Origin of the sequence: Bacteroides sp. 1001136B_160425_E2, assembly GCF_015559655.1 — a bacterium.
GTDB lineage: Bacteria > Bacteroidota > Bacteroidia > Bacteroidales > Bacteroidaceae > Bacteroides > Bacteroides luhongzhouii.
In genome coordinates, this window is the sequence record NZ_JADMQH010000013.1 from 63,635 (window position 1) to 87,846 (window position 24,212).

15 protein-coding genes and 1 pseudogene are annotated in these 24,212 nt (G+C 43.3%); 11 read left to right on the plus strand and 5 right to left on the minus strand.

The features are described 5' to 3' along the window. Nucleotides 1-255 precede the first annotated feature (255 nt). The 4 genes from gltB to I2I04_RS14270 all read left to right on the plus strand — a co-directional run bounded on the left by gltB (nucleotide 256) and on the right by I2I04_RS14270 (nucleotide 9,083). Complete coding sequence (gene gltB, locus I2I04_RS14255) at nucleotides 256-4,851, plus strand: glutamate synthase large subunit (protein WP_195471002.1); 4,596 nt, start codon at nucleotides 256-258, stop codon at nucleotides 4,849-4,851. 69 nt (nucleotides 4,852-4,920) lie between these two features. Then, nucleotides 4,921-6,261 carry a glutamate synthase subunit beta gene (locus I2I04_RS14260; RefSeq protein WP_195655303.1) on the plus strand — a complete coding sequence of 447 codons (1,341 nt, stop codon included), beginning with the start codon at nucleotides 4,921-4,923 and terminating at the stop codon, nucleotides 6,259-6,261. A gap of 214 nt (nucleotides 6,262-6,475) precedes the next feature. Continuing rightward, the gene (gene asnB / locus I2I04_RS14265) at nucleotides 6,476-8,143 is read left to right on the plus strand and encodes an asparagine synthase B (protein WP_195655304.1); all 1,668 of its coding nucleotides are present in this window, start codon (nucleotides 6,476-6,478) and stop codon (nucleotides 8,141-8,143) included. Between the two features lie 172 nt (nucleotides 8,144-8,315). Then, nucleotides 8,316-9,083, plus strand: coding sequence for a glycerophosphodiester phosphodiesterase family protein (locus I2I04_RS14270; protein WP_185911501.1), 768 nt, complete (start codon nucleotides 8,316-8,318; stop codon nucleotides 9,081-9,083). 245 nt (nucleotides 9,084-9,328) lie between these two features. Here the strand turns inward: I2I04_RS14270 and I2I04_RS14275 are convergent, their stop codons facing one another. Further along, complete coding sequence (locus I2I04_RS14275) at nucleotides 9,329-9,625, minus strand: thioredoxin family protein (RefSeq protein ID WP_143259811.1); 297 nt, start codon at nucleotides 9,623-9,625, stop codon at nucleotides 9,329-9,331. A 414-nt stretch (nucleotides 9,626-10,039) separates the two neighbouring features. On the opposite strand from I2I04_RS14275, the gene dapF reads away from it, so the two are divergent. The 6 genes from dapF to I2I04_RS14305 all read left to right on the plus strand — a co-directional run bounded on the left by dapF (nucleotide 10,040) and on the right by I2I04_RS14305 (nucleotide 17,483). Continuing rightward, a complete protein-coding gene (dapF, locus tag I2I04_RS14280; RefSeq protein WP_195655305.1) occupies nucleotides 10,040-10,849 on the plus strand; it encodes a diaminopimelate epimerase in 810 nt (269 codons plus the stop codon). A 35-nt stretch (nucleotides 10,850-10,884) separates the two neighbouring features. Beyond that, the gene (locus tag I2I04_RS14285) at nucleotides 10,885-12,117 is read left to right on the plus strand and encodes an LL-diaminopimelate aminotransferase (RefSeq protein WP_143259815.1); all 1,233 of its coding nucleotides are present in this window, start codon (nucleotides 10,885-10,887) and stop codon (nucleotides 12,115-12,117) included. A 185-nt stretch (nucleotides 12,118-12,302) separates the two neighbouring features. Next, complete coding sequence (locus tag I2I04_RS14290) at nucleotides 12,303-13,064, plus strand: hypothetical protein (protein ID WP_195655306.1); 762 nt, start codon at nucleotides 12,303-12,305, stop codon at nucleotides 13,062-13,064. Nucleotides 13,065-13,213: 149 nt separating this feature from the next. Further along, nucleotides 13,214-13,570 carry a P-II family nitrogen regulator gene (locus I2I04_RS14295; RefSeq protein WP_004303701.1) on the plus strand — a complete coding sequence of 119 codons (357 nt, stop codon included), beginning with the start codon at nucleotides 13,214-13,216 and terminating at the stop codon, nucleotides 13,568-13,570. 107 nt (nucleotides 13,571-13,677) lie between these two features. Continuing rightward, nucleotides 13,678-15,117, plus strand: a complete 1,440-nt coding sequence (locus I2I04_RS14300; protein ID WP_143259819.1) for an ammonium transporter — start codon at nucleotides 13,678-13,680, stop codon at nucleotides 15,115-15,117. A gap of 176 nt (nucleotides 15,118-15,293) precedes the next feature. Beyond that, a complete protein-coding gene (locus I2I04_RS14305) occupies nucleotides 15,294-17,483 on the plus strand; it encodes a glutamine synthetase III (RefSeq protein ID WP_009040499.1) in 2,190 nt (729 codons plus the stop codon). A gap of 170 nt (nucleotides 17,484-17,653) precedes the next feature. Here the strand turns inward: I2I04_RS14305 and I2I04_RS14310 are convergent, their stop codons facing one another. Next, nucleotides 17,654-18,232, minus strand: a complete 579-nt coding sequence (locus I2I04_RS14310) for an HdeD family acid-resistance protein (RefSeq protein ID WP_195470991.1) — start codon at nucleotides 18,230-18,232, stop codon at nucleotides 17,654-17,656. 172 nt (nucleotides 18,233-18,404) lie between these two features. On the opposite strand from I2I04_RS14310, the pseudogene I2I04_RS23275 reads away from it, so the two are divergent. Then, nucleotides 18,405-18,518 (plus strand): annotated as a pseudogene (locus I2I04_RS23275) (GNAT family N-acetyltransferase); the annotation flags it as partial. A 2-nt stretch (nucleotides 18,519-18,520) separates the two neighbouring features. On the opposite strand, the gene bglX reads toward I2I04_RS23275, so the two are convergent. From bglX to I2I04_RS14325, 3 genes are read right to left on the minus strand one after another with little or no spacing between them, the layout of a single operon-like run. Continuing rightward, on the minus strand, nucleotides 18,521-20,794 hold the full coding sequence (gene bglX, locus I2I04_RS14315; RefSeq protein ID WP_143259824.1) for a beta-glucosidase BglX: 2,274 nt from the start codon (nucleotides 20,792-20,794) through the stop codon (nucleotides 18,521-18,523). A 44-nt stretch (nucleotides 20,795-20,838) separates the two neighbouring features. After that, nucleotides 20,839-22,365, minus strand: a complete 1,527-nt coding sequence (locus tag I2I04_RS14320; protein WP_195655307.1) for a cellulase family glycosylhydrolase — start codon at nucleotides 22,363-22,365, stop codon at nucleotides 20,839-20,841. Continuing rightward, a complete protein-coding gene (locus tag I2I04_RS14325; protein ID WP_195655308.1) occupies nucleotides 22,362-24,209 on the minus strand; it encodes a sialate O-acetylesterase in 1,848 nt (615 codons plus the stop codon). The genes I2I04_RS14320 and I2I04_RS14325 overlap by 4 nt, the downstream gene beginning before the upstream one ends. Nucleotides 24,210-24,212 lie beyond the last annotated feature (3 nt).

A 24,212-nucleotide genomic window follows, 5' to 3' on the forward strand; every position in this document is an offset into this window, starting at 1 on the left:
CAAAACGTTAAATAATATATTATTTTTAGCTCAAAAAGAAACAAATTACAATTAGTTTCCCATTAACACAAAAGAGCTAACAAATTAAAAGTAAATCTCCTTCTTTCAATTACAAATTAAAAGAAGACAGACTCTTGTTTTCATTTCGTGTTACAGAAAAGTTATATTTTACTATCATTTTGAAATTAAACCATTAATTTTGCCGAACAAATTGACACTCCAATTAGGTATTATCATACAATAAAGCTAGTAAGAATGAAGAAACAAGAACTTTTTAACAACGTAACAGAAGGATTCCCTTACCAACGACAGCCCAAACAGATGGGCTTGTACAATGCGGCATACGAACACGATGCCTGCGGTGTTGGTATGCTGGTAAACATTCATGGAGAAAAGTCACACGACATTGTTGAGTCGGCTTTAAAGGTATTAGAGAACATGCGCCACCGCGGCGCCGAAGGTGCGGATAACAAAACCGGTGACGGTGCAGGTATCATGCTGCAAATTCCGCATGAGTTTATTTTATTGCAAGGTATTCCTGTACCCGAAAAAGGACGGTACGGCACAGGATTGTTATTTTTGCCGAAAAATGAGAAAGACCAGGCAGCTATTTTAAGTATCATTATTGAAGAAATCGAAAAAGAAGGACTCACATTGATGCATTTGCGCAATGTGCCCACCTGCCCTGAAATTTTGGGAGAATCCGCCCTGGCAAACGAACCTGACATCAAACAGGTGTTTATCACCGGATTTACAGAAACGGAAACGGCCGACCGGAAGTTATATCTGATCCGGAAAAGAATCGAGAATAAGGTCAGATTGTCATCCATTCCGACAAAGGACGATTTTTATGTTGTTTCGCTTTCTACAAAAAGCATTATATATAAAGGTATGCTTTCGTCGTTACAACTGCGCAACTACTATCCGGACCTGACGAATAGCTATTTTACCAGCGGACTGGCACTGGTGCACTCTCGTTTCAGCACCAACACATTCCCTACATGGGGATTGGCACAACCATTCCGCCTTCTGGCACACAACGGTGAAATCAACACGATCCGTGGTAACCGCGGATGGATGGAAGCCCGCGAAAGCGTACTCTCCACTCCTACTTTAGGTGATATCAAAGAACTTCGCCCGATTATACAACCGGGCATGAGCGACAGTGCTTCTCTGGACAATGTACTGGAGTTCCTGGTGATGTCGGGGTTGAGTCTGCCACACGCTATGGCTATGCTCGTGCCGGAATCTTTCAACGAAAAGAATCCCATCAGTGAGGATCTGAAATCATTCTACGAATACCACTCTATCCTGATGGAACCGTGGGACGGACCGGCTGCACTTCTCTTCAGTGACGGACGATTTGCAGGAGGTATGCTCGACCGCAACGGTCTGCGCCCTGCCCGTTATCTGATTACTAAAAACGATATGATGGTAGTGGCTTCGGAAGTCGGTGTGATGGATTTCGAACCGGGAGACATCAAAGAAAAAGGTCGCTTACAGCCCGGTAAGATCTTGTTGGTGGATACGGAAAAAGGGGAAATTTATTATGATGGAGAACTGAAAAAACAGTTGGCTGAAGCCAAACCTTACCGCACCTGGCTGGCTACGAACCGAATCGAACTGGATGAACTGAAGAGCGGACGCAAAGTAGCTCATCAGGTAGAAAACTACGACTGCATGCTTCGCACTTTCGGCTACTCCAAAGAGGATATCGAAAAACTGATTATGCCGATGGCAAGCAGCGGAGCAGAACCGATCCATTCAATGGGTAATGATACTCCGTTAGCTGTACTTTCGGATAAGCCGCAATTGCTTTACAACTATTTCCGGCAGCAATTTGCACAAGTGACCAATCCGCCCATCGACCCGCTCCGCGAAGAACTGGTGATGTCATTGACTGAATACATCGGGGCAGTCGGCATGAATATTCTGACCCCCAGCGAAAGCCATTGCAAAATGGTCCGCCTGAATCATCCGATTTTGAGCAACACACAACTGGATATTCTTTGTAATATCCGTTATAAAGGTTTCAAAACAGTCAAACTGCCCATGTTATTTGAAGTAGCGAAAGGGAAAGCCGGATTGCAGGAGGCACTGAACAGCCTCTGTAAAATGGCGGAAGAATCTGTGACGGAAGGCGTAAACTACATTGTCCTGACCGACCGTGACGTGGATATTACCCATGCAGCTATTCCTTCATTGCTGGCAGTAAGCGCCGTTCATCACCACCTGATTTCAGTCGGCAAACGTGTACAAACAGCATTGATTGTAGAAAGCGGTGAAATACGTGAGGTAATGCACGCTGCGTTATTACTGGGTTTCGGAGCAAGTGCCCTGAATCCTTACATGGCATTCGCCGTTCTCGACCGCTTGGTTAAAGACAGGGATATTCAGTTGGATTATGCCACTGCTGAAAAAAATTATATCAAATCCATCTGCAAAGGCTTGTTTAAAATCATGAGTAAAATGGGGATCTCTACCATCCGTTCTTATCGTGGCGCAAAGATCTTCGAAGCCGTCGGTTTGAGCGAAGAATTGAGTAAGGCTTATTTCGGCGGACTCGGTTCGCCAATCGGAGGTATTCGCCTGGAAGAAATAGCCAGAGATGCCATTGCTTTCCATGAGGAAGGATTTGAAAAAATCAGAAATGGAAATGAAGGAACACAGAGTAATTCTCAATCTTCTACTTTCAACTTTCCATTATTAAAAAACAACGGTTTGTATGCCTTCCGCAAAGACGGAGAAAAGCACGCATGGAATCCGGAAACAATCAGTACACTGCAATTGGCTACACGGCTGGGAAGTTACAAGAAATTTAAAGAATACACTCATCTGGTAGACGAAAAAGAGAAACCTATTTTCCTTCGTGACTTCCTGGGATTCCACCGTAATCCGATTTCTATCGATCAGGTAGAACCGGTGGAAAACATTCTGCGTCGTTTCGTCACGGGGGCCATGTCTTTTGGTTCTATCAGCAAAGAGGCTCATGAGGCAATGGCTATTGCCATGAATAAAATCCATGGACGCAGCAATACCGGTGAAGGTGGCGAAGACGCTGCCCGTTTCCAACCGCTGCCCGATGGCAGTTCCTTACGAAGTGCAATCAAGCAGGTAGCTTCCGGTCGTTTCGGTGTAACGGCAGAATATCTGGTTAATGCGGACGAGATTCAGATTAAGATAGCACAAGGGGCAAAGCCGGGTGAAGGTGGACAACTTCCGGGATTTAAAGTGAATGATGTGATTGCGAAAACACGCCATTCCATTCCGGGAATTTCACTGATTTCTCCCCCGCCTCATCATGATATTTATTCGATTGAGGATTTGGCACAATTAATCTTCGATCTGAAAAATGTAAATCCACAGGCCAAAATCAGTGTGAAACTGGTAGCAGAAAGTGGCATCGGTACGATTGCCGCCGGCGTGGCAAAAGCAAAGGCGGACCTGATTGTCATCTCCGGTGCTGAAGGGGGAACAGGTGCTTCTCCGGCTTCTTCTATCCGTTATGCGGGCATCTCACCGGAATTGGGATTGAGCGAGACACAGCAGACATTAGTTTTGAACGGACTTCGTGGTCAAGTAGTTCTGCAAGCCGACGGACAACTGAAAACCGGGCGTGACATCATCTTAATGGCGCTAATGGGTGCCGAAGAATATGGCTTCGCCACCTCGGCATTGATTGTATTAGGGTGTGTAATGATGCGTAAATGCCATCAGAACACTTGTCCGGTGGGAGTTGCCACACAGAATGAAGAATTGCGTAAACGCTTTCATGGGCGTAGTGAATATTTGGTAAATTTCTTCACATTCCTGGCACAGGAGGTCCGCGAGTATTTGGCTGAAATGGGATTCACCAGAATGGATGATATTATCGGGCGCACAGACTTGATCGAACGCAAGCCCGTTGCCAACGACCCGAATCCGAAACATGCGTTAATCGACTTCACCAAATTGCTGGCACGCATTGATAACAACGCGGCTATCCGCCATGTCATCGATCAGGATCACGGTGTTTCTACTGTAAAGGATGTAACCCTTATTGATGCGGCACAGGAAGCTATTGAACATGAGAAAGAGATTTCTTTAGAATATACGATTGCCAATACAGACCGTGCAATAGGTGCCATGCTCTCCGGAGTGATTGCCAAGAAATACGGTGCCAAAGGATTGCCGGAACATACGCTGAATGTGAAGTTCAAAGGCTCGGCAGGTCAGTCTTTCGGGGCTTTTCTCGTACCGGGAGTTAACTTTAAACTGGAAGGTGAAGCGAACGATTATCTGGGTAAAGGATTGAGCGGCGGGCGCATCTCCGTATTGCCTCCTATCCGCAGCAACTTCGAAGCCGAAAAGAATACAATTGCCGGTAATACCTTGCTTTATGGAGCAACAAGCGGTGAAGTATATATCAACGGTCGTGTAGGAGAACGTTTCGCAGTTCGTAACTCCGGTGCAGTTGCCGTAGTGGAAGGTGTGGGCGACCATTGTTGCGAATACATGACAGGAGGTCGTGTCGTAGTCCTCGGGCAAACCGGACGTAACTTCGCAGCCGGAATGAGTGGCGGTGTGGCTTATGTATGGAACAAGGATGGCAACTTCGATTATTTCTGCAACATGGAAATGGTGGAACTGTCACTCATCGAAGAAGCCAGCTATCGGAAGGAGCTACACGAACTAATCCGCCAACATTATCTGTACACAGGCTCAAAACTAGCCCGTACCATGCTTGACAACTGGAATCATTATGCAGACCAGTTCATCCAAGTAGTACCCATCGAATACAAAAAAGTATTGCAGGAAGAACAGATGAGAAAATTGCAACAAAAAATTGCAGACATGCAAAGAGACTATTAACCGGCACCGGCAAAGTGCCGGAGCCAGGTTTCCATGCGGAATTATTTGAACTTAAAACTGAAAAACAATATGGGAGATCCTAAAGCATTTCTAAATATACCTCGACAAGAGGCGGGATACCGCCCTGTAAACGAGCGAATCGCTGACTATAGTCAGGTAGAACAGACTTTGAATACAAACAGCCGTAAATTGCAGGCGTCACGCTGCATGGATTGCGGTGTACCTTTCTGTCATTGGGCATGCCCGATAGGAAATAAACAACCGGAATGGCAGGATGCATTATACAGGGGAAAATGGAAGGAGGCATACGAAGTATTGTCGTCTACTTGCGATTTTCCGGAATTTACGGGACGTATTTGTCCTGCTCTTTGCGAGAAATCGTGTGTGTTGAAACTTTCCTGCGATCAGCCGGTGACTATTCGCGAGAATGAAGCAGCTATCGTGGAAGCGGCTTTTCGTGAAGGATATATACAGGTAAAGACGCCGAGAAGAAACGGAAAGAAAGTGGCGGTGATTGGTGCGGGTCCTGCCGGATTGGTAGTGGCTAATCAGCTGAATTTAAAAGGATATAGCGTTACTTTATTCGATAAGGATGAAGCACCCGGAGGGTTATTACGGTTCGGTATTCCTAATTTCAAACTGGATAAGAATGTGATTGACCGACGGATGAAGATATTGGCTGCAGAAGGAATACAGTTTGAAATGGGAGTAGAAATAGACGTCAATCATTTGCCGGAAGGATTCGACGCTTACTGCATCTGTACCGGAACGCCGACTGCACGTGATTTGAGTATTCCGGGACGTGAACTGAAAGGCATCCATTTCGCACTTGAAATGCTGGCACAGCAGAACAGGATTCTGGCAGGACAGACTTTCCCGAAAGATAAATTGGTGAATGCCAAAGGCAAAAAAGTACTTGTGATAGGTGGCGGAGATACCGGTTCCGACTGCATCGGAACCAGTGTGAGACAGGGAGCCGTCAGTGTCACTCAAATCGAAATCATGCCGAAACCTCCTGTCGGCTACAATCCGGCTACTCCTTGGCCGCAATGGCCGGCAGTCTTCAAAACGACTTCCAGCCATGAAGAAGGTTGTACACGCCGCTGGTGCCTGGCTTCCAATCAGTTCCTCGGAAAGAATGGAAAAGTGACAGGTGTAGAAGTGGAAGAAGTGGAATGGATTCCGGCAGCAGATGGCGGACGTCCCACGATGAAACCAACAGGGAAGAAGGAAGTCATCGAAGCTGATATGGTATTATTGGCGATGGGATTCCTGAAACCGGAGCAACCGAAATTTGCAAAGAATGTATTCCTTGCCGGTGATGCCGAGACTGGTGCCAGCCTGGTGGTACGCGCCATGGCGGGCGGACGAAAGGCCGCTGTGGAAATAGATGCTTATCTGAAACAATAAGTTCTGCAACAGTATACAACAGGAAGCTCGATCGCTATTACCGGTTCGTTCCATATCTGTGGAACTAAAAGATAACAGATATGGAACTAAAGGGAAACAGTTGTGGAACTAAACGATAACAATTATGGAACGAATTAAGAATAGCTAGTCAGCTTCTTAGAAATAGCGAATAAACAATCAACAGATTACATTACCCCCTCTAAAAATTAAAGTTATGTGTGGAATAGCAGGTATACTCAACATCAAAGTTCAAACGAAAGAACTAAGAGATAAAGCACTGAAAATGGCCCAGAAGATCCGTCATCGCGGACCGGACTGGAGCGGAATCTATGTAGGCGGAAGTGCCATCCTGGCACACGAACGTCTTTCCATTGTCGACCCGCAGAGTGGCGGACAACCGTTATACTCTCCCGATCGTAAGCAGGTGCTCGCCGTCAACGGTGAGATTTACAATCACCGTGATATTCGCGCTAAATATGCGGGAAAATATAACTTTCAAACCGGAAGTGACTGTGAGGTAATTCTTGCCCTTTACAAAGATAAAGGCATCCATTTTTTGGAAGATATCAGCGGTATCTTCGCTTTCGTTCTTTATGATGAGGAAAAGGATGAATTTCTGATTGCCCGTGATCCGATAGGGGTTATTCCTTTATATATAGGAAAAGATAAAGAGGGAAAAATCTACTTCGGCAGCGAGTTGAAAGCTCTCGAAGGATTTTGTGACGAATATGAAGTATTCCTTCCCGGACATTATTTCTATAGTAAAGAGGGAAAAATGAAACGTTGGTATTCGCGCGACTGGACAAAATATGAAGCTGTAAAAGAGAATGATGCACAAACCGATGATGTGAAAGTGGCATTAGAAAATGCCGTACATCGTCAGTTAATGAGTGACGTACCGTATGGAGTACTTCTTTCGGGTGGGTTGGATAGTTCCGTCATCTCCGCCATTGCCAAAAAATATGCGGCAAAGCGTATAGAAACAGACGGTGCAAGCGATGCATGGTGGCCCCAACTCCACTCTTTCGCCATCGGTCTAAAGGGCGCCCCCGATTTGATTAAAGCGCGTGAGGTGGCCGAATATATCGGTACCGTCCATCACGAGATCAACTACACTATTCAGGAAGGTCTGGATGCTGTTCGCGATGTTATTTATTTCATCGAGACGTATGATGTAACTACCGTACGCGCTTCCACTCCCATGTATTTATTGGCGCGTGTCATCAAATCAATGGGTATCAAAATGGTGTTGAGCGGTGAAGGCGCCGATGAAGTTTTCGGAGGTTATCTGTACTTCCACAAGGCCCCCACTCCACAGGCATTCCACGAAGAAACAGTACGTAAACTTTCAAAGTTGCACATGTACGATTGCCTCCGTGCCAATAAAAGTTTGTCAGCATGGGGAGTAGAAGGGCGCGTCCCTTTCCTTGATAAAGAGTTTCTCGATGTAGCAATGAACCTGAACCCGAAAGCTAAAATGTGCCCCGGAAAAAACATCGAGAAACGAATTGTCCGCGAAGCCTTTGCCGATATGTTACCGGAAAGTGTGGCTTGGAGACAGAAGGAGCAGTTCAGTGACGGTGTAGGATATTCATGGATTGACACATTGAGAGAAATCACAGCAGCTGCCGTGAGCGATGAGCAAATGGAACATGCTGCCGAACGTTTCCCGATCAATACGCCACAAAACAAAGAAGAGTACTACTATCGTAGCATTTTCGAAGAGCATTTCCCCAGTGAAAGCGCAGCACGCACCGTCCCCAGCGTTCCTAGCGTAGCCTGCTCCACAGCAGAAGCACTGGCATGGGACATCGCTTTCAGAAATCTGAACGAACCTAGCGGACGTGCAGTGAAAGGAATACATGAAGAGGCCTATACTTAACTGATAAAAAATAACGGAAATAGTAAATTCTGTTATTCTTTTGTAGCATTTCTATTCTAAAATCCCAAGGATTAACGCAGATTAGCATATTATCGGCTGATTTGCGTTATCTTTTTTATAATTTTGAGGCCAAACCCAATTAAATCTATCAAACTTTTAAAAGACCAAACAAATGAATTTAAAAAAAATGATGATGGCTTCTGCCCTTCTAATGGCTGCTTGCTGTATGCAGGCACAGACAAAAGTGATAGCTCACCGCGGTTTCTGGAAAACTCCGGGATCATCGCAGAACAGTATTTCATCACTTCTAAAAGCAGATTCCATCGGTTGTTACGGTTCAGAATTTGACGTATGGATCGCGAAGGATAACAAGTTAGTGGTTAACCACGATCCCGTATACAAGATGAGGCCGATGGAATATTCCAAAGGTGATGCGCTGACCGGACTTAAATTATCCAACGGAGAAAACTTACCCAGCCTGGAACAGTATCTGGAAGCCGGAAAAAACTGTAAAACCCAACTGATTCTCGAACTGAAAGCACATAGTAACAAGAAACGCGAGACTAAAGCGGTGCAGGGAATCGTTGCCATGGTAAAGAAAATGGGATTGGAAAACCGTATGGAGTACATCACATTCTCTCTGCATGCCATGAAAGAGTTTATCCGTCTGGCTCCTGCCGGTACTCCGGTATTTTACCTTAACGGAGACCTGTCTCCCAAAGAACTGAAAGAACTCGGTGCTGCCGGTCTTGACTATCACATGGGAGTGATTAAGAAACACCCCGAATGGATCAAAGAAGCCCACGACCTCGGCTTGAAAGTAAACGTATGGACAGTGGACGAAGTAGAAGACATGAAATCGCTGATTGAACAAAAGGTAGATTTCATCACCACTAATGAGCCGGTCATCTTACAAGAAGAGCTTAAAAAGCTTCAATAAGAAAAAATATTCACATATTAAACAATTCAACATCTGGGCTGTAAGGAAACGAAATCTTCCTTTAAAAGAAACAGGTTGTTTCTCGGTGTCAAACGGGTGTTTCCTTTTAAAGGAATCACCCGTTTCTTTAAATGGAAAATCATCTTCTATAACGCTCTAAATACCAACACTTTAAAAGTGTCATTTTTTTTAATTAAAAAGAAAAGGGATCTTCCTATGAATAACAATAAAAGATTACAGACAATTCATTGGAAATCATCCAATACTTCTTTTAATTCTTCTACTGTAAGCTCTCCTACCTGTCTCCATAGTTCATGACTATTATGCAATAGAAGGAAAGCCGGTACTGTTTCTACATTATGTGCATCGGCAATTGCTCTATTCTCTTCTGCATTCACTCTAATCAATTCTACAGTTCTCTTTTCGTAAGTTCGAAGCACAGGTCCTATCCACTCATAATGAGGGGACCAATCGGCATAGAATACCACCAACACCAGATGGTTGGTTTTAATTGCTGTTTCTAGTTGTTTCTCTATATTCATATCGCTACGTTTTTATATTAATGATAGTGCTAAAACAATGAATACAGAAAAAGGTTCTTCAAAATATCCCGCAAGCAATATGATAGAGAAATAAGGTTTTTCACTTTCATATCGTCAAAAGAAAAAAGATGTATTTCCTGTTTTTATAACTGGTTTCATCGATTATCAGGGCTAAATATTCTTCATATATTATGAAAGGATATGCAAAACGATTCACCCAAATAACAATTTATTAATATAGATATATATATAATTTCAAATTATAACTAAACATAGTCGTATAAAAGGCGATTATAAGTTTAAAGAAAATAAATAGAGATTAGACATACTTTTCAGCAAAATATAAAGCAAAAAGTCATACCTTTGTATCGTAATAAAACAAAAGGATACAGCAACCAATAAATACCAATCAAAATGACATCAAAGATTAAGTTCACTAAAATGCATGGAGCAGGAAATGACTACATATATGTAGACACGACCAGATATCCGATAGCAGACCCTGAAAAGAAAGCGATCGAATGGAGCAAGTTTCATACAGGAATCGGAAGCGATGGACTTATATTGATTGGTGTCTCTGATAAAGCAGATTTCAGTATGCGTATTTTCAATGCCGACGGTTCGGAAGCAATGATGTGTGGCAATGGCAGCCGCTGTGTAGGCAAATATGTATATGAATACGGATTGACTGATAAAACAGAAATAACTTTGGAAACACTATCGGGAATTAAGATTCTGAAATTGCAGGTAGAGGAAAAAACAGTCAGTGCAGTCACCGTAGATATGGGCAGTCCGCAAGAAACAGGAGAGATTGATTGGGGAAAGAAATATCCTTTCCGATCTACTAAAGTATCAATGGGTAATCCTCATCTCGTCACATTTGTTGATGACATTACCCAAATTAATCTTCCGGAAATTGGTCCTGAACTGGAGAATCATCTTCTCTTTCCCGACAGAACGAATGTAGAGTTTGCACAGTTCGTCGGTAAAGACACCATACGGATGAGAGTGTGGGAAAGAGGATCGGGAATTACTCAGGCTTGCGGGACAGGTGCTTGCGCCACAGCAGTAGCCGCCTTCATCAACGGACTTGCAGGAAGAAAAAGCGATGTGATAATGGATGGAGGAACAGTTACCATCGAATGGGATGAAACCTCCGGACATATATTAATGACCGGACCGGCAACCAAGGTTTTCGATGGAGAGATTGATGATAAGTATTAAGTATTAGATTTTGCAGAACTTAAAACAATAACAAGATGGCATTAGTAAACGAGCATTTTTTAAAATTACCGGGAAGTTATTTATTCTCGGATATAGCGAAAAAGGTAAATACTTTCAGGATAACGCATCCCAAACAGGACATCATCCGGCTAGGTATCGGCGACGTTACGCAGCCACTTCCTCCAGCCTGTATAGAAGCAATGCACAAAGCAGTAGAAGAACTGGCCAGCAAGGATACATTCCGCGGATATGGTCCTGAACAGGGATATGATTTTCTGATTGAAGCAATCATAAAGAACGATTTCGCTCCACGCGGGATTCATTTCTCAGCATCCGAAATTTTCGTCAACGACGGGGCTAAAAGCGATACCGGAAATATAGGTGATATTCTTCGCCACGACAATAGCGTAGGTGTTACAGATCCCATCTATCCGGTTTACATAGATAGTAACGTTATGTGTGGACGCGCCGGGGTACTGGAAGAAGAAACGGGTAAATGGAGCAACGTTACTTATATGCCTTGCACAAGTGAGAACAACTTTATCCCGGAAATTCCGGTCAAACAGATAGACATCGTTTATCTCTGTTATCCGAACAACCCGACAGGGACCACCTTAACCAAACCGGAACTGAAAAAGTGGGTGGATTATGCCCTGGCAAACGATACACTGATTCTGTTCGATGCTGCTTACGAGGCATATATCCAGGACGAGAATGTCCCCCACTCTATCTATGAGATTAAGGGAGCTAAAAAGTGCGCGATTGAATTCCGTAGTTTTTCAAAAACGGCAGGATTTACAGGAGTACGCTGCGGATATACCGTGGTTCCGAAAGAGCTCACTGCCGCCACTCTGGAAGGCGATCGCATACCACTCAACAGATTATGGAACCGACGCCAGTGTACTAAGTTCAACGGCACTTCTTATATTACTCAACGGGCAGCAGAAGCCGTTTACAGTGCAGAAGGCAAGGCTCAGATTAAAAAAACAATCGACTATTATATGACCAACGCAAAAATCATGAAGGAAGGACTGGAAGCGACGGGATTGAAAGTATACGGCGGAGTCAACGCTCCTTACTTGTGGGTGAAAACTCCGAACGGACTTTCTTCATGGCGATTCTTTGAACAGATGTTGTATGAAGCCAATGTGGTCGGGACTCCCGGTGTAGGCTTCGGACCAAGCGGTGAAGGGTATATCCGGCTGACTGCATTCGGCGAACGCAACGACTGTATCGAAGCGATGAGAAGAATAAAAAACTGGCTCTGATTGAACGAATAATGGATAGCGGGAAATGGAAAGTTCAACATCCCCCATTAAACGAACATCATCATTCCCGCATGATCAGTTATCCATGATCGGTTATCTATAAAAAACGATAGTATTTTGCGCGCTACTATATAACAAATGGACCGTACATCCACATTTTTCTAACTTTTAAAGGTAAAAAGACGATGAAAACGACGATTAACAACAAATTGGGGGTAATAACAGTAGCATTATTACTGTCAGGACTTGTCCCGTCTACAATGATGGCACAAGATAAGGTAGAAGCTTCCGTTGGAGCAGATTTGGTAAGTGGTTACATCTGGCGCGGCCAGAATTTAGGCGGGGTTAGCGTCCAGCCTTCACTGGGAATCTCTTACAAAGGTTTATCACTCGGAGCATGGGGATCGGTGGGAATTGAATCCCAAGATGCAAAAGAGTTTGATTTAACTCTCGGTTATTCAATGGGTGGATTTAGTGTTTCAATAACGGATTATTGGTTTGATAAAACATATACAGGGGATGTAGATGAATACGGAAAGGAGATTTATACAACCAATAAATATTGCCAATATGGAGCCTATTCTACGGCTCACGTATTTGAAGCACAAGTGGGATATGATTTCGGTCCGCTAGCCGTCAACTGGTACACAAATTTTGCAGGTGCCGACGGTGTGAAAGGAAACGGCAAAAGAGCTTACTCTTCTTACCTCGCACTTAGCGCACCATTCAAATTGGGAGGTCTCGACTGGACAGTAGATTTAGGTATGGTTCCCTGGGAAACGACTTTTTATAATGGCTATACCAGTGGATTCTGCGTAACAGACATCAGTCTCGGAGCATCCAAGGAGATTAAAATCACAGATTCCTTCTCCATACCGACATTTGCCAAAGTAACAGTGAATCCACGCACTGAAGGAGCCTACTTTGCTTTCGGACTAAGTTTTTAAGAGAGAGAATTTACAATACAAAGAGTGTATAGGGATTAGAAAAGGTAGTTAGAGTTTAGATTTTATCGGTTTGTTGTATGGTAACCTGCTATGGCTGCCGCTACCCTATACCTCTTTCTTTTACAAGACATACTAATATTTTAAGGTATATGAAAAAGATTGAAGCTATTATCCGTAAGACCAAATTCGAGGACGTAAAAGACGCTCTTCTCGAAGCGGACATCGAATGGTTCTCTTATTACGATGTAAGAGGCATTGGAAAAGCACGGCAAGGACGTATCTACCGTGGCGTAGTATATGACACCAGCACCATTGAACGAATTTTGATCTCTATTGTCGTACGCGACAAGAATACCGAGAAAACAGTGCAGGCTATCATCAAAGCTGCACAGACCGGAGAAATCGGTGACGGACGTATTTTCGTCATTCCTATCGAAGACGCTATCCGCATCCGCACTGCCGAACGTGGTGACATAGCCCTCTACAATGCAGAACAAGAACGTTAATCGGCAGCGGCAAGGTGCCGCTCCCAGGTTTCCTTGCGGATTATAACGTTTATAAAGAGGTTTACAACATCACTAATAAATAATAGGTATAAAATAAGATAATTATTATGGATACAAAATATAAAAGCCATAGCTTCGTAAAGCTGTGGATAGCCACTACTATATTCATTTTGTGCTGTTTTACTACTGATATGTCGGCACAAAACACAGCCGCTGCCGATACAGTTACAGCAGTTACAGAAACAATTACCGAAGTCGTTGCCGCTCCTGCCGAAGAAGCATCAGCCGCTCCCGATACGGTTGGAGAATTAGCTCTTGGATTGAATACTGTATGGATGTTGCTTGCAGCAATGCTCGTATTCTTCATGCAGCCGGGATTTGCATTAGTAGAAGCTGGTTTTACCAGAGTGAAAAATACTGCCAATATTCTGATGAAGAACTTTGTAGATTTCATGTTCGGCTCTTTACTATACTGGTTTGTCGGTTTCGGATTGATGTTCGGCGCAGGTGGATTCATCGGAATGCCCCACTTCTTCGACCTTTCTTTCATTGATAATGGTTTGCCAACCGAAGGATTCCTCATATTCCAAACCGTATTCTGTGCGACAGCATCTACAATTGTATCAGGAGCCATGGCAGAACGTACAAAATTCTCCATGTATATCGTCTACACCATCTTCATCAGTGTACTGATTTATCCGATATCCGGTCACTGGACATGGGGCGGAGGCTGGTTGATGAACGGTGAAGAAGGTTCTTTCATGATGAATCTCTTCGGAACCACATTCCATGACTTTGCCGGTTCCACAGTCGTTCACTCTGTAGGCGGATGGATTGCTTTGGTAGGTGCTGCCATTCTTGGTCCCCGTATCGGTAAATATAGTAAAGAAGGCAAATCAAAAGCTATCCCAGGCCATAGCCTGACTATTGCTGCACTAGGTGTATTCATTCTTTGGTTCGGATGGTTCGGATTCAATCCCGGTTCTCAATTGGCAGCAGCAACCGAAGCTGACGCTATCGCCATCTCCCACGTATTCCTGACTACGAATCTGGCAGCTTGTGCCGGTGGTTTCTTTGCTCTGTTGGTGAGCTGGATGAAATATGGAAAACCTTCTCTGTCATTGACACTGAATGGTATCTTGGCAGGACTGGTAGGTATCACAGCAGGATGTGACGCAGTATCTCCTGCAGGAGCAGCCTTAATAGGTGCAATATGTGGTGTCGTAATGATATTCTCCGTTGACTTCATTGACAAGGTTTTAAAGATTGACGATCCGGTAGGTGCATCTTCTGTACATGGTGTTTGTGGCTTTTTAGGAACTATTCTTACAGGTTTGTTCTCCACCAGTGAAGGTTTATTCTATGGTTACGGTTTCGGATTCCTCGGTGCACAAATATTCGGAGCATTGATAGTAGGTGCATGGGCAGCCGGCATGGGATTCATCATTTTCAAAACGCTTGATAAGATTCACGGACTTCGCGTTCCGGCACGTGTAGAAGAAGAAGGCCTTGACATTTACGAACACGGAGAATCTGCTTACAACTAATTTAGTGATGAACGGTTTAGTGATTAGTGAAAGACAGCTACGCACCACTTACTACTAATCACTCCCCCGCTAATCACAGAAAAAACTTCCGGACAGGTTTGATCGCCTTTCCGGGAACTACATAACAAAGTAATTATTTACTCTAACATATTTAACAACAAATCAAATCAGGTATTATGTCAAAACTTAGATTCAGAGTAGTAGAGACAGCTTTCAAGAAAAAGGCTGTTGAGGTAGCAACACCTGCCGAACGTCCTTCGGAGTATTTCGCCAAGTATGTATTCAACAAGGAAAAAATGTTCAAATACCTTCCCAGCAAGGTATACAATGCACTGATTGACGCCATTGACAACGGTGCTCCGCTAGATCGCAGTATTGCCGATGAGGTAGCTGCCGGCATGAAGAAATGGGCCATCGAAATGGGTGTTACTCATTACACGCACTGGTTCGCACCGCTGACCGAGGGTACAGCTGAAAAGCATGACGCTTTCGTTGAACATGACGGCAAAGGCGGTATGATGGAAGAATTCACAGGTAAACTGCTTGTACAACAGGAACCGGATGCTTCTTCTTTCCCGAATGGCGGTATCCGCAATACATTCGAAGCCCGCGGATACAGCGCATGGGACCCCTCATCACCTGCTTTCATTGTAGATGATACACTTTGCATCCCAACTGTGTTTATTGCATATACCGGCGAAGCTCTCGACTATAAAGCTCCCTTGCTGAAAGCATTGCGTGCCGTAGATAAGGCTGCCGTAGACGTATGTCGTTACTTCAACCCGGAAGTGAAAAAAGTAGTTGCTTACTTAGGCTGGGAACAGGAATACTTTCTCGTAGACGAAGGATTGTATGCTGCACGTCCGGACTTGCTAATGACCGGTCGTACTTTGATGGGACATGACAGTGCCAAAAACCAGCAGTTGGAGGACCACTACTTCGGTGCTATCCCCACCCGCGTAGCCGCTTTCATGAAGGACCTCGAAATTGAAGCGTTAAAGCTGGGTATTCCTGTTAAGACTCGTCACAACGAAGTTGCCCCGAACCAGTTCGAATTGGCCCCTATCTTTGAAGAATGTAACCTTGCTAATGACCATAACTTGCTGATTATGTCATTGATGCGTAAGGTAAGCCGCCGTCATGGTTTCCGCGTACTACTTCATGAAAAACCTTTTAAGGGCGTCAACGGATCGGGTAAACACAACAACTGGTCGTTGGGAACTGACACGGGCATATTATTAATGGGACCGGGTAAGACTCCGGAAGATAACCTGCGTTTTGTTACATTTGTTGTTAACACACTGATGGCAGTTTATCATCATAACGGATTGCTGAAAGCTTCTATCTCCAGTGCTACCAACGCTCACCGTCTGGGAGCTAATGAAGCACCTCCTGCCATCATCTCCTCTTTCCTCGGAAAACAATTGTCACAGGTATTGGATCACATTGAAAACAGTACGAAAGATGACTTAATCAGTCTTAGCGGTAAACAGGGAATGAAGTTGGATATTCCGCAGATTCCCGAATTGCTGATTGACAACACTGACCGTAACCGCACCTCTCCTTTTGCTTTCACCGGAAACCGTTTTGAGTTCCGTGCCGTAGGTTCCGAAGCAAACTGTGCGTCTGCCATGATTGCATTGAACTCTGCCGTAGCAGACCAATTGGTGAAGTTTAAGAAAGACGTGGATGCTTTGATTGAAAAGGGGGAACCTAAAGTGTCTGCCATTCTTGAAATTATCCGTGGATATATCAAGGAATGTAAAGCGATTCATTTTGACGGCAATGGTTACAGCGACGAATGGAAGAAAGAAGCAGCCCGCCGTGGATTGGATTGCGAAACCAGTGTTCCTGTTATCTTCGATAATTACCTGAAGCCGGAAACAATTGCCATGTTCGAAGCTACCGGCGTAATGACAAAGAAAGAACTGGAAGCCCGCAACGAAGTAAAATGGGAAACGTACACGAAGAAGATTCAGATCGAAGCACGTGTATTGGGTGACTTGGCTATGAATCATATCATTCCGGTAGCCACTCAATATCAAACGGATTTAATTAATAATGTCTATAAGATGCAATCTCTTTTCCCGGCAGAAAAGGCAGCGAAATTGTCTGCTAAAAACCTGGAACTTATTGAAGAGATTGCCGACCGCACAGCCTTCATCAAGGAACATGTAGATGCAATGATTGAAGCTCGTAAGGTTGCGAACAAGATAGAAAGCGAACGGGAAAAAGCCATTGCCTACCACGACACGATCGTTCCGGCACTGGAAGAAATCCGCTACCACATCGACAAATTGGAACTCATTGTTGACAACCAGATGTGGACGCTTCCGAAATACAGGGAACTGTTATTTGTGAGATAGAAAAAAAGAACGGTGAACAATAAACAGTAGACGGTAAACCAACTGTATTTTTAGACTACAATGTATTTACCGTTAACCATTCACAGTTCACCGTTATGAAATTATCTATTTCTTTTGTTGGTTGTTTTAAGTTTGCGGGGAGGGGTGCTGTGAAGCAGTCCTCTTCTTTTTTATTCGATTATCTTTGCATCCTCAATATCATCATCATCATGTACTACCGGAGTCTTTGGACGACGACGGTCAAACTTGAACCAGTTGATTAATTCGGTAAGCGAATAAACCAAACTACTCACACCAATAATTATAAATGCAGTATTACGTGCTCCTGTCGGATTAAACAAAGCGATGATACCCGCAATGAGAATCAATGAAGGAACCAGATAAAACGCTCCCGGAACAGGCATCCACCGACGTGCCATCGATAAAGAAGCAATCTGTTGCACTCCTCCCATTATCAGGATAAATCCCAATAGAAACATCAGAACATCTGCAAAGAATTCAGGCATCACAATCAGCCAAAGTCCAAATAATAAACTACCGATTCCTTCTATCGGGAAACGGGGAGCCGCCTCACCTTCCTGTCTTTTCCGACCGAAATAGCCCAAAAGGCTGATAACACCGGGAATCAAAAAGGCAACACCAACTGTTATGACAATATAACTGGCAGCCGCATTGGGCCAAATCACGAGCACCAATCCTATCACAAGTGCAAAGAGAATGCGAATAAGGGAATAATTCATTGTTTTCATAAATTCTATATTTTTTTAACCGATTCTGTTCCAATACTTTTGCGAATATAAGTGTTTCTACTGATATATAAAAATAACAAATAAACATTGTAATAAGTTCGTAATAATATCGTTATGACGATTACATCTCACATTGATATTTTTGCAGAAAATTTAGACAGTTCCCTTTCATAAATCAGCGGCTAATGAGTTCGACAAACAATTTCCTCCAAAAGAAATTGAGGTTGGCACTCCGTCACAAAAAAGATTTGATTTGCTGGTAGTAATGAGAAGAAAAGCGATTTAAGGTCATTCAACCTTAAATCGCTTGGTTTGTACATCACAGGAGTTCGGTCCTACCATGACATCAAATTCTCCTGGCTCGTAGATATATTCCAAACCGGAATTATAGAATCTCAGATCATTTTCCGTGATAACAAACTTAATGTCACGACTTTCGCCACTCTTCAGGAAAATACGTTCAAAACCTTTCAGCTCCTTCACCGGACGGGCAATCTCTGCATAAATATCACGAAGATATAACTGCACAATCTCGTAACTGTCATAGTCTCCTTTATTGGTGACAGTCACAGAAACCGTTAACTCACCGTTTTTAGGTAAAGTTTCCGAACTAATCTGAAAATCACTATAAACAAAGTCTGTATAACTCAAACCATATCCGAATGGATACAGAGGCCCATTACTCTCATCCAGATAATTACTGGCATAACGATTGAATATACGATTGTCAGGATCAGGACGGCCAGTATTCAGATGATTGTAAAATAATGGCAACTGTCCTACCGAACGCGGGAAGGTAGTTGTCAGTTTACCACTTGGAGATACTCTACCGAACAATACGTCAGCAACTGCATCCCCCGTTTCACTACCACCAAACCAGACATTCAAGATAGAATGTACATTTGTAGCCTCCCAGTTCAAAACCAAAGGACGACCCGTGAACAAAAGAAGTATGACAGGTTTGCCCGTCTTTACCAAAGCTTTTAATAAGTCTTGTTGAGCATCAGGTATCTCCAGACTGGTACGTGAAACCGATTCACCACTCATTTCCGCACACTCACCCAAAGCAGCTACAATCACATCAGCACGGGCAGCTATACGTAAAGCCTCATCCAATAACTGCCGGTTGTCTCCACGTTCAAGCGGCCGAATACCCATAGCCGCCTTTTCCGTTTCTGCATCATAATATATGTTACTGCCTTTCGCGTACAGTATTTCAGCCTTATCACCCACTGCCGAACGGATTCCTTCCAATAATGTTCCGTGCCGGGAAGGAGTACATGTCATACTCCACATTCCACACATATTATTACGCGCATCTGCCATCGGACCAATCAGGGCAATCTTTCCTTTTATGTCCAAAGGAAGTAAACGATGATCGTTCTTCAACAAAACAAAAGTTTCAGTTGCAATCGTACGGGCGGAAGAACGATGTTCGGCCGTATAAAGTTTTTCCCGGGTACGCAGAGTATCACAATATTTATACGGATCAGAGAATAATCCCAATTTATATTTGGCTTCCAGAACACGACGGCAGGCCGCATTTATCTGTTCTTCTGTTACTTTTCCTTCTTTCAGAGATTCCTCCAGTGTGTTCAGAAAACCACAGGAAACCATATCCATATCTGTCCCTGCCTGCAAAGCACGTATGGAAGCTTCTTTCAGAGGGGCGACACCGTGAGAAGACATTTCGGCTATCGAATTATAATCTGTTACCAATAGTCCCCCGAAGCCCCATTCATCCCGAAGCAGATCAGTCAGTAACCATTTATTGGCCGTAGCAGGAATACCGTCGACGATATTAAAAGAACTCATGACACTGCCTACACCGGCATTAACGGCAGCTTTATAAGGAGCCAGAAATTCGTTATACATACGCAGGCGGCTCATATCCACCACATTATAATCACGTCCTGATTCAGACGCTCCATAAAGTGCAAAATGTTTCACACAGGCAAGTATTTCATCGTTGCCCTGCATATTGTTTCCCTGATAACCACGCACATACGCTTTAGCCATTAAAGAACCCAGATAAGGATCTTCTCCGCTCCCTTCTGCGATACGTCCCCAACGGGCGTCACGACAAATATCGACCATCGGGCTGAATGTCCAGTTAATACCGTCTGCGCTGGCTTCAATGGCAGAAATGCGTGCCATACGTTCGACGACCAGAGTGTCCCAACTGCAAGAAAGTGCCAATGGGATCGGAAAAATAGTTTCGTAACCGTGGATAACGTCTGCACCTACAAGTAGAGGTATTTTCAACCGGCTTTCTTCTACCGCAAGGTGTTGCAGGGCATTAATTTTCTGAATACCCTTGACATTGAAGAAGCCGCCGATTTCCTGTTTACGAATCATATCGCTAAGTTCACCATTCATCACCGAACCTGTCACAAGATCACCACCCGAAGGCAGGTTTAATTGCCCGAGTTTCTCACGGAGAGTCATCCGGTCCATTAAGTCAGTAATGAAACAGTCCATTTCATTCTCGTGATGATTTTGGGATAACAGAGTCGGTATTAATAATATATTATATATAACTAAAAGACAATATCTTTTCATTCTTCTCATCATTAACATGAACACTTAAATTAATTACCTTACTTCTAATCAGTGACTTCTTTAAACAGTTCAAATTTATCCAAAATAGGTCCTCCATTCGTTCCCGGAGTAACACACAAGACACTCTGTCCTTTGGGTAAATTGATATAGATTTCTGTTTCTTCAAATTTATCATACCAACCACCTGTATTCGGACAACGGATTACCTGACGTGAATTCCCTATTTGCAAATTAAGACCCACATCTTCTCCACTTGTATAGCGTATCTTAAATAAGCACTCACCAGCATTTTCAGTAACGACATTAAAGGTCAAACTACAATTACCAAAGAAATCCTTCACCACCTCACCGTTTGAAGCATAAGGGTTGGCTATAATAGAAAGAGAGCTTCCAGTCATTTCGCATTTCTCTGCCTCAATCAAACTTTTTTGTTCCCAATCCCTAATATCCTTACCTTGCAGAATAGCGAGAAGAACACCATCTTTTATGGCTTTATCCGTGTTACAGAAACCAAAAATAGATTTGTAATCCCAGCATGCATAAGCAACTTTCTTTTTCTGAAATATGGAGATTAAATCTCTGTACCAGTTATAACGTGAAGCATGGTTTCCAAACGGTAGACAGCCGAATTCTCCACAATATAATCTTACCCCATTCTCTTTAGCCACTTTTAATGCCTGTTCTATTTCATGGGCAATGGTCCTTTTACTATACATTCTTTTATAAGGAGCAACAATCTTTTTCTCTTCATCAGACAATTTCTCAAAATCCTTTTCATTAATTAAATCACCCGGATATGTCAATGTCACATCAAGTTTGGCAAAGTCTGTCCACGACGCACGATAATGGGTCAATAGATAAGGTTCATAACAATGGAATGTTAACATGATATTACGATCACCTTTAGGTATCTGCAAATCTTTTATCGTATTAACACTGTTATAAGAATTAGATCCTAATATAAGCATACGCTTGGGTGCTACTTCCCGTAGCTCCTTTATCAGGCGCTTTGCCAATTCATTCCAAACCCCATTTTCCGGAGCTACCGGCTCATTCAATAGTTCATATGCCAGTAAATTCTCCGGATACTTTTCCAATTCCCTATTTATAAGCTTCCACAAATGAATAAACTTGTCCTGTTCAATGGGGTCTGCCCATAGAGGTCTCTCATTGTTACCAAAATGATGAGAACGAAGAATATGAAAATCAACAATTATCCGCATTTGAAACTCACGGCACCAACTAATTGCCTGATGCATCAATCCCATCGTTTCTGCATCTACATCCCCTGAAGGAGTGAATAACTGTTCTTCATCAACCGGCAAACGTAAATGGTCAAATCCCATCTTTTTAAGAAAAGCGACTTCGTCCTTGCCAAACTTACTTTTCCGCAACTCACCCCTATCTTTACTTTGAGAAAGCCAGTGGCTAATATTCACTCCCCTCGTAATTTCGAAATTTGACTGTAGACTTTCCATCTGGACATTTCCCCATATTGTATGGTTAGTCCACATCACCGCAATTATAATCAATAATACTGTAACTCTCATTCGAACAATCTGATTCATCATTTTCTTTCCATCTTTACAACATTAACTTTATCCAAGTTGGGACCTCCATTGATTCCCGGAATTATCACGATAGTATTTTCCCCTTTTAATAGTGTTACTGCCATTCCTGCAAATTGTAACTTATTCCACCAACTACCGGATGCAGGACAATTCAGATTCTGTTGTACTCCTCCATTTACTTGAATCCGGACGGCAGCATCCACCTCATTCATATAATATACACTCAATTCATATAAGCCTTCCTCTTCTACTGCTAAACTCAAGTTCAAACGTGCATCTCCGTAAAAATTAGTTAGAAGGCGCTCGCCTGAAGCATATGGATTATCGCTCAAAGCCACTGATGTGCCACTTGAAGTTCCACTTTCAGCCTCAACCATATAAGTCCCTCCAATATTGCTCTCACCCCTAAAAGGAATCAAAGGTAACCCCGCCTTGTTTCGCATATATCCCAACATAAAATTATGGAAACAATAACGGATATGCTTAGGAACAGCAACCTTATCTGAAGAAACAGTGACTACATCACCATCCCCAAATGATATATCCGATGCCGGATAGAAAACATAACATCCATCGACCAGTGTTTTTCCATCTGACAGCTCGAAATTTTGAAGCACACTATTCTTATCAATGTCCATCCAGCCACCACCCACATTTTTAAAAGTTAGTAAAACTCTACCATCCTCCATACACATTCCCTCAAAAGAAGGACTGGTAGAGATTATTTCACCATGCTCGTAAGTTTGGCTCAAAGCCAAATGTGCCAGACGCATACCTACTCCTTTTTTATTTGCCGGATGTATCTGATTCTCCTCTGATAATGCAACCAAATCATTTGTGCAAACCATACCAGCCGGCATAATCTCTTTCTGAACTTCATATTGGACCTCACGCAAAAGAGCAGAAACAATTCCTGTGGCTCCATTATCTTCTGGCAAAGCATACGGTGCAATCTCAGCATAATAAAAAGGCATATTTTCACCCGTCCCCAAAGAGCCTTCCCACAATGAACGCCACGATTTTACCAACTCTTTCATATTCTTCCGATATTCATACCATTTCCAGACATTCGATTCTCCCTGATACCACAGAAATCCTTTAGCTGCATACTTATGACATGGATAAAGCATACCATTATATTTATCTCCACCGGGTAGCCATGATTCTATATCAGAACCACCCCAGGCAGCAACTACCAGTCCAACAGGAACATTCAACTTCTCCTGTAGCTCCAACGCAAAATAATAAGCAACAGCACTAAATCTTTTTACTTGTCCAGAAGAAGCAACCAGCCAGTCTCCTTCCAATTCATTTTGGGACACAGTTGCACTGTTGCGTTCAACCGTCAACATACGAATATCCGAATGTTTATCAGCATTTGTCACAGCCTCTTCCATATTATCTACAGGACATCCCTCCCAGCCTCCTAAAGGCATCTCCATATTCGACTGTCCGGAACATATCCAAACTTCCCCGATCAATATATTCCGTACGATTAATGGGGCGGAAGCGCCATCATCAAACGAAAGCGTCTGCGTTTCAGGACCACCGGCAGGCGTCATAATAGACGCCTGCCATTGCCCTTTACCATCAACATTCACTACTATATCCTGCTTTATCCAAGAAGCTGATATTGTAACTGTACATTTAGGTGTAGCTTCTCCCCACAAAATTACTTTTGAGTTTTGCTGCAATACCATGTTATCACTAATCAAATGAGGCAACTTTATTGAAGTAGGAGCCTTACTCACAGGAATATCATCATTAACAGGTGTCTCCGAATCTCCACACCCATAAGCGAAGCCAGCCATCCATAGAAAAAACAGAAATATATATTTTGCCATATA

Coding starts and splice junctions, on each gene's coding strand:
- I2I04_RS14300 (WP_143259819.1), top strand. CDS start 13,678: ATGGATACAAAATATAAAAGCCATAGCTTCGTAAAGCTGTGGATAGCC.
- bglX (WP_143259824.1), bottom strand. CDS start 20,794: ATGAAAAGATATTGTCTTTTAGTTATATATAATATATTATTAATACCG.
- I2I04_RS14320 (WP_195655307.1), bottom strand. CDS start 22,365: ATGATGAATCAGATTGTTCGAATGAGAGTTACAGTATTATTGATTATA.
- gltB (WP_195471002.1), top strand. CDS start 256: ATGAAGAAACAAGAACTTTTTAACAACGTAACAGAAGGATTCCCTTAC.
- I2I04_RS14285 (WP_143259815.1), top strand. CDS start 10,885: ATGGCATTAGTAAACGAGCATTTTTTAAAATTACCGGGAAGTTATTTA.
- I2I04_RS14275 (WP_143259811.1), bottom strand. CDS start 9,625: ATGAATATAGAGAAACAACTAGAAACAGCAATTAAAACCAACCATCTG.
- I2I04_RS14260 (WP_195655303.1), top strand. CDS start 4,921: ATGGGAGATCCTAAAGCATTTCTAAATATACCTCGACAAGAGGCGGGA.
- I2I04_RS14310 (WP_195470991.1), bottom strand. CDS start 18,232: ATGAAAACAATGAATTATTCCCTTATTCGCATTCTCTTTGCACTTGTG.
- dapF (WP_195655305.1), top strand. CDS start 10,040: ATGACATCAAAGATTAAGTTCACTAAAATGCATGGAGCAGGAAATGAC.
- I2I04_RS14290 (WP_195655306.1), top strand. CDS start 12,303: ATGAAAACGACGATTAACAACAAATTGGGGGTAATAACAGTAGCATTA.
- I2I04_RS14270 (WP_185911501.1), top strand. CDS start 8,316: ATGAATTTAAAAAAAATGATGATGGCTTCTGCCCTTCTAATGGCTGCT.
- I2I04_RS14305 (WP_009040499.1), top strand. CDS start 15,294: ATGTCAAAACTTAGATTCAGAGTAGTAGAGACAGCTTTCAAGAAAAAG.
- asnB (WP_195655304.1), top strand. CDS start 6,476: ATGTGTGGAATAGCAGGTATACTCAACATCAAAGTTCAAACGAAAGAA.
- I2I04_RS14325 (WP_195655308.1), bottom strand. CDS start 24,209: ATGGCAAAATATATATTTCTGTTTTTTCTATGGATGGCTGGCTTCGCT.
- I2I04_RS14295 (WP_004303701.1), top strand. CDS start 13,214: ATGAAAAAGATTGAAGCTATTATCCGTAAGACCAAATTCGAGGACGTA.